This is a genomic window from Flavobacterium sp. Leaf82, assembly GCF_001422725.1.
Taxonomy (GTDB): domain Bacteria; phylum Bacteroidota; class Bacteroidia; order Flavobacteriales; family Flavobacteriaceae; genus Flavobacterium.
Window position 1 is genome coordinate 466595 of record NZ_LMMA01000012.1, and the last position, 12479, is coordinate 479073.

General features: G+C 33.3%; 12 protein-coding genes. 6 read left to right on the forward strand and 6 right to left on the reverse strand.

Translation table 11 applies throughout. The annotated features are described in order from the left end of the window. Window positions 1–126 precede the first annotated feature (126 nt). From ASF10_RS10615 to ASF10_RS10625, 3 genes are all read right to left on the reverse strand, one after another. On the reverse strand, window positions 127–471 hold the full coding sequence (locus ASF10_RS10615; protein ID WP_056248690.1) for a HopJ type III effector protein: 345 nt from the start codon (window positions 469–471) through the stop codon (window positions 127–129). Between the two features lie 98 nt (window positions 472–569). Beyond that, window positions 570–1304 carry a 16S rRNA (cytidine(1402)-2'-O)-methyltransferase gene (gene rsmI, locus ASF10_RS10620; protein WP_056248692.1) on the reverse strand — a complete coding sequence of 245 codons (735 nt, stop codon included), beginning with the start codon at window positions 1302–1304 and terminating at the stop codon, window positions 570–572. 42 nt (window positions 1305–1346) lie between these two features. Further along, window positions 1347–2399 carry a hypothetical protein gene (locus ASF10_RS10625; protein ID WP_056248695.1) on the reverse strand — a complete coding sequence of 351 codons (1053 nt, stop codon included), beginning with the start codon at window positions 2397–2399 and terminating at the stop codon, window positions 1347–1349. A 237-nt stretch (window positions 2400–2636) separates the two neighbouring features. On the opposite strand from ASF10_RS10625, the gene ASF10_RS10630 reads away from it, so the two are divergent. Both ASF10_RS10630 and ASF10_RS10635 read left to right on the forward strand, forming a co-directional pair. Then, a complete protein-coding gene (locus ASF10_RS10630; RefSeq protein WP_056248698.1) occupies window positions 2637–3227 on the forward strand; it encodes a thymidine kinase in 591 nt (196 codons plus the stop codon). A gap of 31 nt (window positions 3228–3258) precedes the next feature. Continuing rightward, window positions 3259–3696 carry a hypothetical protein gene (locus ASF10_RS10635; protein WP_056248700.1) on the forward strand — a complete coding sequence of 146 codons (438 nt, stop codon included), beginning with the start codon at window positions 3259–3261 and terminating at the stop codon, window positions 3694–3696. A 280-nt stretch (window positions 3697–3976) separates the two neighbouring features. Here the strand turns inward: ASF10_RS10635 and rpoN are convergent, their stop codons facing one another. From rpoN to ASF10_RS10650, 3 genes are all read right to left on the reverse strand, one after another. Beyond that, on the reverse strand, window positions 3977–5437 hold the full coding sequence (gene rpoN, locus ASF10_RS10640; RefSeq protein WP_055093789.1) for an RNA polymerase factor sigma-54: 1461 nt from the start codon (window positions 5435–5437) through the stop codon (window positions 3977–3979). A 136-nt stretch (window positions 5438–5573) separates the two neighbouring features. After that, window positions 5574–7022 (reverse strand): asparagine--tRNA ligase, encoded by a 1449-nt coding sequence (gene asnS, locus ASF10_RS10645; protein WP_056248703.1) that lies wholly within the window; start codon window positions 7020–7022, stop codon window positions 5574–5576. 320 nt (window positions 7023–7342) lie between these two features. Further along, on the reverse strand, window positions 7343–9709 hold the full coding sequence (locus ASF10_RS10650) for an efflux RND transporter permease subunit (protein ID WP_056248706.1): 2367 nt from the start codon (window positions 9707–9709) through the stop codon (window positions 7343–7345). 179 nt (window positions 9710–9888) lie between these two features. On the opposite strand from ASF10_RS10650, the gene ASF10_RS10655 reads away from it, so the two are divergent. From ASF10_RS10655 to ASF10_RS10670, 4 genes are read left to right on the forward strand one after another with little or no spacing between them, the layout of a single operon-like run. Next, window positions 9889–10218: a DMT family transporter gene (locus tag ASF10_RS10655; RefSeq protein ID WP_056248709.1), complete on the forward strand. Its 330-nt coding sequence runs from the start codon at window positions 9889–9891 to the stop codon at window positions 10216–10218. Between the two features lie 16 nt (window positions 10219–10234). Next, window positions 10235–10921 (forward strand): hypothetical protein, encoded by a 687-nt coding sequence (locus ASF10_RS10660; RefSeq protein WP_056248711.1) that lies wholly within the window; start codon window positions 10235–10237, stop codon window positions 10919–10921. Window positions 10922–10926: 5 nt separating this feature from the next. Further along, a complete protein-coding gene (locus tag ASF10_RS10665; RefSeq protein WP_056248715.1) occupies window positions 10927–11685 on the forward strand; it encodes a sensor histidine kinase in 759 nt (252 codons plus the stop codon). Beyond that, the gene (locus ASF10_RS10670; RefSeq protein WP_056248718.1) at window positions 11648–12367 is read left to right on the forward strand and encodes a LytR/AlgR family response regulator transcription factor; all 720 of its coding nucleotides are present in this window, start codon (window positions 11648–11650) and stop codon (window positions 12365–12367) included. The genes ASF10_RS10665 and ASF10_RS10670 overlap by 38 nt, the downstream gene beginning before the upstream one ends. The last annotated feature ends 112 nt before the right edge of the window (window positions 12368–12479 follow it).

Here is a 12479-nt window from a genome sequence, read left to right on the forward strand (position 1 = left end):
AAGGATTTAAAAAAGGATTTTTTTAATCTGTGTTAATCTGTGAAATCTGTGGCAAAATATTCGGTTTTAATCAGATTTTAGAAGGCAAATTTCAGGAATCTAAAATCTACATTCTGCAATCTAAAATTATTTTGCCTCTAAAGCACTTCCTTCAAATTTGATTCCGTCCCAACCTAAGTTGATGAAATTTCTAATGTTTTGATGATTTGTTCCGTTTGGATCTCCTAAAACTTCTTCAAAATAGAAAGCGCCAAAACAAGCTAAAGTTTCGTCTTTGCTTAGATTTTGCAATTTTGCAAAAGAAAATAATTTACAAGAACCAGAGTTTTCTCCGGCTGCATTGTGTTGTGTTCCGTTTTGGAAAGCTGTTGGCGTAAAATTGTAATTTTCTTCAATTACTGCAATAGTTTCCGGGAATGTTATTTCGTTTGGAGTTTGTTTTACTTTTTCTAAAAATGCTTGGATGCTCATGATATTGTATATTGGTTTTTTTTGCCACGAATTTCACTAATTATAGTTTATATTCAACTTAAAAAATTCGTGCTAGTTTGTGAAATTCGTGGCGAAAATTATTCTTCTTCGTTTTCTTCTGATTCATCCTTAGAAAACTTACTTTTCTTAGGCTCTTTTGTTATTGTTTTTCCGGCAACGACAACGACAATTTCACCTCGTGGCGCTGTTTTTTCAAAATGGGTTAAAACTTCTCTTGCAGTTCCGCGTACGTTTTCTTCGTGTAATTTTGATAATTCTCTTGAAACGCAAACTTGCCTGTCTTCGCCAAAATAAGTAATAAATTCAGCTAAAGTTTTAACGAGTTTATGTGGCGAAACGTATAAAATCATCGTTCTGGTTTCTTCGGCTAAAGCCAAAAACCGAGTCTGACGCCCTTTTTTATCAGGTAAGAAACCTTCAAAAATAAATTTGTCATTTGGTAATCCGCTGTTTACTAAAGCGGGAACAAAAGCAGTTGCACCAGGCAAACATTCGACTTCAATTTTATTTTCAACACAAGCGCGTGTCAATAAAAAACCGGGATCAGAAATTGCCGGAGTTCCTGCATCTGAAATCAGGGCAATAGTTTCACCGGCTTTCAAACGTGCAATTAAATTCTCGGTTGTTTTGTGTTCGTTGTGCATGTGATGGCTGTGCATGTGCGTGCCAATTTCAAAATGCTTCAACAATTTTCCACTGGTTCTGGTATCTTCCGCCAAGATCAAATCGACTTCTTTCAGAATCCTGATGGCACGAAAAGTCATGTCTTCAAGATTGCCAATAGGCGTTGGAACGATATATAATTTAGACATAATTTTTAATGTACTGTATGTGAAATGTAAAATTGGACCGAATTAAGAAAATTTCTTCTCTACAATTCCCAGAAAACGTTCTGCGTAATCGTCTTTTCCTTCCCAATTGTTATAATCTGGTTTTACCATATTTTCTATGAAATCCTGAGCTTCGCTATAACTGTCAAAAGTCAGTAATTGATTTAAAACGCGGCTGTAATCTTCAGAACTATTTCCGAAAAGGTTTTTTGTAAAAGCAATTCGGTCATTTAAATCAACGTGGAAACCTTTTGCCAGTTTTTCGTTTAGAGTTGCTGCCTTTGTTTCAGATGGCTTTTCTATAACTACAGTTTCGATTTCTTTTTTCTCATTAAATTCATTAACCACTGGAGCCGGAGTAGAAGTAACGTTTTCAAAACTGTCTACTTTTACAAACTGGGCATCTGCATAATTAATTCCAAAATCCTCAAATGAAATTGTAATAGGTTCCGATTTTGATGGAGTTTCATTTTTTTGCTCTTCTTTTTCCGGTTCTTTCTCTTCAGACTGATCTAATTCAAACGCAGGTTTAAAATCAGGAATTGGCTTAAGATCGCTGAATGTTCTAAAAGAATTTTCATCTGGAGTTTCTGTTTCTTCTTTTTTAGTTTCAAAAAGAGATTCTTCTGTTTTTTCAACAATTGGTTCTTTGATAATTTCAGCAACAGGTTCAGGAATTGGTTCTATAATTGGTTCCGGAATTACTTCTTCAGGAATTTCAGCAACGATTTCTTCAACAGCTTCTTCTGTTTTAATTTCTTCTGTAACTTCTGTTTCGGCAACAGTTTCAGGTATAGTTTCAATTGGAGTTTCTTCGACTGCAACTGGTTCTTCGGTTTTAACTTCAGTCGGGATTATTTCTTCTTTGTCAAAAATAGATTCAATTTCAGTACTAATCTCGCTGTGACCAATAGTGGGCTTCAAAGTATCGAAATTTTCGTCTACAAACTTTAAAACCGCTAATTTCTCATATAATTTCTGCGTCTCAAGATACAATTGATTGATATCGGATTTATTTTTAAGCTTTAAAATTCGATGTGCAATGCTGATTAAATCGGCTTCCAATTTTTTTTTCATAACTGTTGAAATTATAGTGAATAGGGTATTTTAGTATATTTTGTATTTGAATGTCTTTATTACGGGTAGAAATCTGAGAGATATTTTTTTATTTCTGTTAATAAGCGTTCGCGAATCTTCGATTTGATAAAAATTTTCTACTTTTGAAAAAGTGTTAAATGAGCAATTTTTCACGTCGATTTATTACCAGTACAAAGTAATAAAAACTATTCATTTTTAAAGGTAGAAAAATACAAAATGTTTCTCGAAAATACAGTAAATCACAAAGAACAATTTGGTTGGATTGAAGTTATTTGTGGATCAATGTTTTCGGGTAAAACCGAGGAATTAATCCGCAGATTAAAACGCGCCCAATTTGCCAAACAAAGAGTCGAAATTTTTAAACCCGCAATTGATACGCGCTATCATGACGAAATGGTCGTTTCTCATGATTCGAACGAAATTCGTTCAACTCCGGTTCCCGCTGCTGCAAACATTGCTATTTTAGCACAAGGTTGCGATGTTATTGGTATTGATGAAGCGCAGTTTTTTGATGATGAGATTGTTACAGTTTGTAATGATCTTGCTAATCAGGGAATTCGTGTGATAGTTGCAGGACTTGATATGGATTTTAAAGGAAATCCTTTTGGTCCAATGCCTGCACTTATGGCAACTGCAGAATATGTAACAAAAGTTCACGCGGTTTGTACCAGAACAGGAAATTTGGCAAATTATAGTTTTCGTAAAACAGATAACGACAAATTAGTTATGCTTGGTGAAACCGAAGAATATGAGCCGCTTAGTCGTGCTGCGTATTATAATGCAATGAAAAAAAGCCAGGAAAAATAGATTTTAAATTCCAATTAAGTTTAAATAAACCATGCAAGAAAAGGAAAGTAAAAGAAAACAGAACATCTTATTAATAGTTGTAATTGGAATTGCGATAGCTTTAGCAGTTTTTTTTCAGTTTTATCTTTCTGAAAATGCAGCAGAAGTAAATACTGAAATAACAGAATTAGTTGGGAAATATAATAAAAATTGTCCGTTAACAATTCAGGAAGGTATTCGTTTAGACAGCGTAAGTTTACCAGAAGAAAGAGTTGTTCAGTATAATTTAACATTGATGAATGTAGCAAAAGAAACTGCAGAAATTAATGTAATAAAACAAGAAATTGAAAAAAGCCTCCTAAGTACAGCAAAAGCAAATCCGGGACTTCAGGTTTTTAGAGACAGCGATTATTCACTGATTTATAATTATTATGACAAGAAAAAAGTATTCTTGTTTAAAGTGCAATTATTGCCATATCAATATAAATAACCTGATGTTTAATATAAAGAAACCCAACAGATTTTGATTTGTTGGGTTTTCTGTTTTAAATCAATAACATTCCTAATTTAAACTGGACTAAAGTCCAGCTCTACAATATAATTGGTTCCTTTGGAACTGCAAATAGCCTTCGGCTCGAACCATTTTGTAGGGCCGGACTTTAGTCCGGTTTAATACGAAATGATATAAAAAAATAAACCCGACAGGTTTTTAAAACCTGTCGGGTTTGCTATTTAAATGAACTTATATTTCTTATATGGTTAAAGAAAAATTAAATTTTCTTTCTCATTCTCGCTACCGGAATATCAAGTTGTTCGCGGTATTTTGCGATAGTTCTTCTGGCGATAGGATATCCTTTTTCCTTTAGAATGTCGGCTAATTGATCGTCTGGAAGCGGTTTCTTTTTGTCTTCTTCTTCAATTGTATTCTTAAGAATCTTTTTGATTTCTAAAGTCGAAACATCTTCTCCCTGATCGTTTTTCATTGCTTCAGAGAAAAACTCTTTAATTAGTTTTGTTCCGTATGGCGTTTCAACGTATTTACTGTTCGCAACACGCGAGATTGTCGAAATATCCAACCCGACCATGTCTGCAATGTCTTTTAAGATCATTGGTTTTAGTTTGGTTTCATCACCGTCTAAAAAGAATTCTTCCTGATAATGCATAATCGCATTCATGGTTACAAAAAGCGTTTCCTGACGTTGTCTGATTGCATCGATAAACCATTTAGCCGAATCCAGTTTTTGCTTGATAAACTGAACTGCGTCTTTTTGTGCCGATGATTTATCACGTGAATCTTTATACGTTTGCATCATTTCCTGATAATCTTTAGAAACGTGCAGGGAAGGAGCATTTCTTCCGTTTAAAGTCAATTCAAGTTCGCCGTCAACAATTCTGATAGCAAAATCCGGTACTACATTTTCAGTAACCTTGTTATTTCCTGTAAAAGATCCGCCCGGTTTTGGGTTTAATCTTTCGATTTCGTGAATCGCTTTTTTAAGCTGTTCGTTCGAAACCGCATATTTTTGTAATAACTTATCGTAATGTTTTTTGGTAAAAGCATCAAACTGATTTTCGATAATATCAATCGCTAAATCAACATATTCTGTTGGCGTCTTGTGTTTTAATTGCAATAATAAACATTCCTGCAAATCACGTGCACCAACGCCTGATGGTTCAAGTTCGTGAATAACGTGAAGCATTTTTTCGACCATTTTCTCATCCGTATAAATACCCTGAGTAAAAGCCATATCATCTACAATATCCGGAACGCTCCTGCGGATGTAACCCATGTCATCAATACTTCCAACAAGGAATTCCGCGATTTCGCGTTCTTCATCATTCAAAATAAAAGTATTCAACTGATTGATTAAATCCTGATGAAAACTTATTGGTGAAGCAAAAGGAGTTTCTCTTTCCTCATCTTCGCTATAATTATTCACCTGAGTTTTATAATCCGGAGTATCGTCGTCGCTTAAGTATTCGTCGATATTAATATCGTCCGCTTCGATTCTGTCAGATTCTGCATCATCATAATCGTCGTATTCTTCATTAGCGAATTCATCTGCTTCGTATTCATCTTCTTTTCCAGCTTCAAGAGCCGGATTTTCGTTCATTTCTTCTAATAAACGTTGCTCAAAAGCTTGCGTAGGCAATTGAATTAACTTCATCAGCTGAATTTGCTGAGGAGATAATTTTTGGGATAATTTTAAATTTAAAAATTGCTTTAGCATATAAAAAGTTGCTAAGGTACTAAGGCACTAAGGCACTGAGTATCTTATGTTGACGAATTAAATTCGTATTGATTATTTTTTTATTTATATTTTAAAAACTTAGAACCTTAGTGCCTCAATAACTTAGAGTCTTAGACTAAAACTCTGCATTTCCAGGAGTTCTCGGGAAAGGAATTACGTCTCTAATATTTGTCATTCCAGTAACAAACAATACCAAACGCTCAAATCCAAGTCCGAAACCTGCGTGAGTTGCTGATCCAAATCTTCTGGTATCTAAATACCATGATAATTCTTCTTCGTCGATTTCTAAAGCTTTCATTTTTTCGATCAAAACATCGTAACGCTCTTCTCTCTCAGAACCACCAACGATTTCTCCAATTCCAGGGAAAAGGATATCCATTGCACGAACCGTTTCTCTTCCAGGCTCCGTGTTGTCGTTCAAACGCATGTAAAACGCTTTAATATTTGCTGGATAATCAAACAAGATTACCGGGCATTTAAAGTGTTTTTCAACCAAATAACGCTCGTGTTCTGACTGTAAATCAGCTCCCCATTCGTTGATGATATATTGAAATTTTTTCTTTTTGTTTGGAGTAGAATCTCTCAAAATGTCAATTGCTTCAGTATAAGAAACACGTTTAAAGTTGTTCTCTAATACAAAGTTCAATTTCTCTAGCAAAGCCATTTCGCTTCTTTCTGCCTGAGGTTTTGATTTTTCTTCGTCTAAAAGCCTTCCTTCTAAAAACTTCAAATCATCCTGACAATTGTCTAAAGCATATTTAATAACATACTGAATAAAATCTTCAGCTAAATCCATATTGTCATCAAGATCATTGAAAGCAACTTCCGGTTCGATCATCCAAAATTCTGCAAGGTGACGGGAAGTATTTGAGTTTTCAGCTCTAAAAGTTGGTCCAAAAGTATAAATCTGACCCAAAGCCATTGCATACGTTTCACCTTCTAATTGTCCCGAAACTGTTAAGTTGGTTTCTTTTTCGAAGAAATCTTCTTTATAATTTACTTTTCCGTCTTCAGTTCTTGGCGTGTTGTCAAAAGGTAAAGCTGTAACTTTAAACATTTCTCCAGCACCTTCAGCATCAGAACCAGTTATAATTGGCGTATTCACATACACAAAACCTTTTTGTTGAAAATAATTGTGAACCGCAAATGATAATACCGAACGCACACGCATAATCGCACCAAACATATTCGTACGAACACGTAAATGAGCATTTTCACGTAAAAAATCTAAACTAGGTTTGTTTTTTGGCTGTATCGGGAATTTTTCGGCATCAGAATCTCCTAAGATTTCCAGTTTATTCACCTGAATTTCATATTTCTGACCAGCACCTTTACTTTCGATCAAAGTACCAATTACAGAAACCGCAGCACCAGTAGTGATTCTTTTTAAAGTTTCATCAGGCGTATTTTCAAAATCAACAACACATTGTATATTATTAATGGTAGAACCGTCATTAAGAGCGATGAACTGATTATTTCTAAAAGTTCTCACCCATCCTTTTGCATTAACCTCCTGAAGCGTCGTCGTACTGTTTAATAAGTCTTTAACTTTTGTGTGTTTCATTTTATATATAATATTGAAATTAAATTATTTGTTGTGTAATAACTGCAAATATAAACGATAATAATTAAAATTAGAAGCTGTTTCCCGCTATCCGCTATATCTTTTTATTGCTAAAGGAGCAATAAAAAGGATGCCGCTACTATCGGGGCTAGGGTTTTAGTTTTTATAAGGCATTTTGTCATTGCGAGGAACGAAGCAATCTCACGACAATAAGATACAAGTTTTGATCTAGCAAATGAGATTGCTTCGTTCCTCGCAATGACTTAGCGTTTAGTAAAAAAGAATTCGCGCTAATTCGTGAAATTCGTGGCAAAAAACTTTTACCCCTCCAAATTCTCCAAATCCTCTTTCTTCGCTTTCTTCTTCTCAAAAGTCAAAACCAAAGCAGGTAAAACCAATAAATTAGCAAACATTGCAAAAGCCAAAGTACAAGAAATTAATCCACCAAGGGCGATTGTTCCGCTAAAGCTTGAAAGCGTGAAAGTCGCAAAACCTAAGATCAAAACTACTGATGTATAAAAAGTACTGATTCCTGTTTCTCTCAAAGCGCTGAAAACAGATTTCTTTACCTTTCCGTTACTTTGAATCAAATCATGTTTGTATTTCGCCATAAACTGAATCGCATTATCTACCGAAATACCAAACGCAATACTAAATACCAAAATCGTTGAAGGTTTTAACGGAATCCCAAAATAACCCATTAATCCGGACGTAATACAAAGTGGTAAAACATTCGTAATTACAGACGCCATCACCATTTTGAATGATCTGAATAAGTACAACATTAATGCAGCAATTACCAAAATTGCAAAAATCAATGACTCTATTAAGTTCTCAACCAGATAAGATGTTCCTTTCTGGAAAACCAATGCTTTTCCGGTCAAAGTGACTTCGTAGCGATCTGCAGGGAAAATCTCAGCAATTTTCGAGCGTAATTTTTTCTCTACTCTTGCCATTTCCTGCGTTCCAATATCTTTCATGAAAGTCGTGATTCGGGCATATTGTCCAGTCGAATCAACGTATGATTTCATTAAGTTGTCTTTGCTGTTTTTTGTTGCATTTTTTGCATACGACAAAATAAAAGTCTGTTCCTGCGAAGTTGGTAATTGGTAATATTCAGGATTTCCGTTATAGAAAGCCTGTTTCGAATATTTAACCAAATTTACTATAGAAACAGGTTTCGATAATTCAGGAAGCTCAGCAATTGTATTTTGCAATTCATCCATTTTTTTCATCGTAGATAATTTCATAACACCTTTTTTATGTTTGGTGTTAATCATTATTTCAAGAGGCATAACGCCATTGAATTCTTTTTCGTAAAATAAAATGTCTTTATAAAATGAAGCACTTTTTGGCATTTCACCAATCAAACTTCCGGAAACCTTCATTTGTGCAACTCCAATTATACTAAAAACCAAAAGCAAACCGTAAATCGTATAAATTACTTTTCGTTTGTTTTTAACCACATTTTCTACAAAATCCAATAAAGTCGAAATGTAAGTTTTAGTCAAATGATATAAATGTCTTTCTCCCGGAACCGACATGAAACTGTACACAATTGGCACAATTAAAAGCGTCAGTAAATAAACCGAAATAACGTTGATAGAAGTCACCAGACCAAACTCAAAAAGTAAATCATTTCCGGTAATCATAAACGTTGCAAAACCTATCGCCGTAGTTAAATTCGTCATTAAAGTCGAAACTCCAATTTTCGAAATAATACGTTGCAAAGCCTTTGCCTGATTGTTATGCAGTTTAATTTCCTGCTGGTATTTATTGATCAGGAAAATACAATTCGTGATTCCGATAACGATAATTAATGGCGGAATAATTGCCGTTAGAATTGTGATTTTATAATGGAATAATCCAAGTGTTCCAAAAGACCAGATTACACCAATAATCAAAATACAAATTGATATAAAAGTCGCTCTGAACGAACGGAAAAAGAAAAAGAAAATCAGGGAAACCGTAAATAAAGCTGCTCCAATAAAAAGTCCGATTTCTCCTTTCATATTATCAGCATTAATCGTTCTGATGTATGGCATTCCGGAAACTTTAAGATCAACTCCCGTAGTTTTTTCGAATTTATCGATTTTCGGAACCAGATTTTCAAGAATAAACGTCTTTCTTTCCGGTGTATTTACAAGCTTTTTATTAATATAAATCGCTGAACGAATACTACCGCTTTGTTTGTTGAACAATAATCCTTCGTAAAAAGGCAAATTGTGAAACAAATCATATTGAATCTTTTTTAAATATTCCGGATCAAGCGCTTTCTTTTGATCAATAAACGGAGTAAGAACAAATTTTTCGTTAACCGTATCTTTATCTAATTTTTTTAAATCATTCAAAGAAACGACTAAATCTACTTCTTTAGAATTTTTTAAACCCGTCATTAATTCATTCCAGGCAGCATAATTTTTAGGTGTAAAAAATTTCGGATCCTGAAACCCAATTACTACTAAATTTCCTTCTTCTCCAAATTTATCCAAGAACTGTTGATATTGCTTATTTACGATATGATCTTTAGGAAGCAAATTTGCTTCGGTGTAAGTCATAGCAAGGTTTTTCCATTGGTAGCCAAGGAAAATCGTTAAAGCAGATAGGATTACTAGTATTAATATTCGGTTTTTAAGTATGATTCGGGCTAGTTTTTCCCAGAATCCAACTTGTACAGCGTTTTTCATAAATTCTTTAAAATGGATGCAAATGTAGTGAAAAGTGCTCTAAATCATAAATAATCGATTGTATTTTACTTAATGTTAACACAAATTGCGCACTTGTGGATTGTGATATATTTCTCTCTTTTTGTGTTTTAATGGTCAGCTTTTCTCATATTTGTACGTAATTTAAAAATGAGACGAAAATGAACTGGATTTTATTAATCATAGCAGGACTTTTTGAAGTAGGGTTTGCGTCTTGTTTAGGCAAAGCCAAAGAAACAACAGGAATGATCTCGACTTATTGGATGGTTGGTTTCTTTATCTGTCTCTCGATTAGTATGTTATTATTATATAAAGCCACTCAGGTTTTACCAATAGGAACCGCTTATGCCGTTTGGACAGGAATTGGAGCAGTAGGAACCGTTTTAGTCGGAATTTTGGTTTTTAAAGAACCGGCAACTTTCTGGCGGATATTTTTTCTTTCGACTTTAATTGCTTCAATTATTGGGTTAAAGTTCGTTTCTAGTCATTAATTCTAAAATGTAATAAATGAATTTAAGAAATAAAATTTTCATGTATATATTAGTTTTGGTCTTATTGATCTTAATAATTATTCCTCTATTTCTATTTGTATTAAAATTTAACTCTTATTCAATTTCAGACAATGTTGAAGATTGGGTGTTTTTTGGAGATTATTTAGGAGGAACTGTAAATACAGCTATTTCATTTTCTAGTTTAATATTTTTAGGCTATTTAACCTACTTATTGAGTAAACAAAGCAATAGTGAAAATAAGAAAAATAATATTTTAATGAGACGAATGGATGCATATGATGAATTAACATCTTTTCTTCCTCAGATTAATCAGTTTTTATTTGATTTTTCAAAATCGGCAAATACAATATTGGATAAAATAACTGAAAAGCCTCTAAATGTTGATTTGATAATTGAAAAAAAGTTAGAATTGAACAGGCAAATAGTACTATTTAAAAATTTTTACTCTTTATTGTTTTCTTTTAATGTGAGGTATGGTCATTTATTTGATTATGATTTTAATTCAGAAGATTATAATAAAATAGTTAAGAAGGCTGACACTCTCAAAACATTCTTTGAAAAGACTATAGATTTTCTTAATGGGGAAATGGATACACCAAATATTATTGAAGATGATTTGATGCGCACTTTCTTTGATGATCTAGTTGTATTTATAAATTTAGTACGAAAAGAATTAAAATAAAAAATATGCAAGACAACTCAATAACTTTTATATTTCTGGCGATTCTTTTATTGCTTATCGTTATCATTTGTTTTTTGATGTATCAATTATTACAATTCAAAAAAGCAAAAGATGATGCTGAGAAAAGTTTTTATGCACTCGAAATGAAAGTCAACGATTTGCAGTTAGAAACTTTAGAATCAAAACTGAATCCGCATTTGTTTAAGAATATTTTAAACTCGATTCAGTCGCACGCGTATCAAACTTATTTTGCATTAGATAAACTGGCAAATGTTTTAGATTATATTTTATACGAAAGCAAAAAGAAATTTGTCACGGCAAAAGAAGAAATTGATTTTGCATTGAATTTAATCGAAATCAATAAAATCAAGATCAGTCCGCTTTTTGAGCTCAAGATAAAAACCAATATCAATAAAGAAGATAAATTATACGATCAGCCTTTACTGGCGCCTTTAATTTCTATTGATTTAATCGAAAATGCCTTTAAACATGCAGATTTGCAAAGTGCGGATGCTTTTATTTCGGTTGTTTTTGAGTTTAGGGATAATGCTTTTTTTATGACGGTTTCCAATAAAATATCAGATAAGAAAGTACTAAAAAAAGAACGAAGCGGTTTTGGTCATGCGACTCTAGAACACCGACTTCGTATTATTTACAAAAACAACTTCAAACTCGATAAGTTTGTAGAAAATGATATTTATATTGCCCATCTTAAAATAGATTTACTTGAATACAAAACTGAAATGCTTGCTTCTGGACGATGAGTTACCGGGATTAACGTATCTAAAAATGCTTTGCGAACAAATTCACCAAGTCGAAATTGTAAAAACGTATAATAATCCGGAGAAACTTCTTGCTGATATTCCAAATCTGGATTTTGATTTGTTAATATCAGATATCGAAATGCCCGGAATTGATGGCTTGCATCTGGCAGAAATGCTGGATAATAAATTAGTTATTTTTTGCACGGCTTATAAAGATTATGCTGCCGATGCTTTTAATATCGATGCGGTAGATTATATCACAAAACCTGTAAAACTCGAGCGTTTGCAAAAAGCGATCTCAAAAGCTTATGAACGTTTTCACAAACCGGACGCGGCTAAAAAATTTATTCAGCTTAATACTGATAAAGGAAAAACGTTATTATATTTTAATCAAATTGTCTACATCAAAACCGCAGTTAGTGATAGTCGCGATAAAACTGTTTTACTAACTGACGGAAGTTTTCTGAACTTGAAAAATGTAAAATTTGATACGTTATTAAACGAATTACCCGATGCTGATTTTTGTCGTGTAAACAAGAAAGAAATTGTTGCGGTAAAAGCCATTAAGTTTTTTAATCATAACGAAATTGTCTTGCATCACTTAGAAAAAAATGATAAAAACAGTACGATGATTTTAAGCGAAACCTATCGGTCAGACTTTTTAAAAAAGGTAAAAATCTAAGCTCAGGATGAGAGTTGTTTATTATATTATTTTTAGGTTTTATCTATGTCAGGCTGAGCGAAGTCGAAGCCCATTTGCGTTGTCAAGCCTTTAGACTTCGCTCAGGAAGACA

Bases quoted from the DNA above. Each gene is read 5' to 3' on its own strand.
- ASF10_RS10615 (WP_056248690.1), bottom strand. From the start codon at position 471: ATGAGCATCCAAGCATTTTTAGAAAAAGTAAAACAAACTCCAAACGAA.
- rsmI (WP_056248692.1), bottom strand. From the start codon at position 1,304: ATGTCTAAATTATATATCGTTCCAACGCCTATTGGCAATCTTGAAGAC.
- ASF10_RS10625 (WP_056248695.1), bottom strand. From the start codon at position 2,399: ATGAAAAAAAAATTGGAAGCCGATTTAATCAGCATTGCACATCGAATT.
- ASF10_RS10630 (WP_056248698.1), top strand. From the start codon at position 2,637: ATGTTTCTCGAAAATACAGTAAATCACAAAGAACAATTTGGTTGGATT.
- ASF10_RS10635 (WP_056248700.1), top strand. From the start codon at position 3,259: ATGCAAGAAAAGGAAAGTAAAAGAAAACAGAACATCTTATTAATAGTT.
- rpoN (WP_055093789.1), bottom strand. From the start codon at position 5,437: ATGCTAAAGCAATTTTTAAATTTAAAATTATCCCAAAAATTATCTCCT.
- asnS (WP_056248703.1), bottom strand. From the start codon at position 7,022: ATGAAACACACAAAAGTTAAAGACTTATTAAACAGTACGACGACGCTT.
- ASF10_RS10650 (WP_056248706.1), bottom strand. From the start codon at position 9,709: ATGAAAAACGCTGTACAAGTTGGATTCTGGGAAAAACTAGCCCGAATC.
- ASF10_RS10655 (WP_056248709.1), top strand. From the start codon at position 9,889: ATGAACTGGATTTTATTAATCATAGCAGGACTTTTTGAAGTAGGGTTT.
- ASF10_RS10660 (WP_056248711.1), top strand. From the start codon at position 10,235: ATGAATTTAAGAAATAAAATTTTCATGTATATATTAGTTTTGGTCTTA.
- ASF10_RS10665 (WP_056248715.1), top strand. From the start codon at position 10,927: ATGCAAGACAACTCAATAACTTTTATATTTCTGGCGATTCTTTTATTG.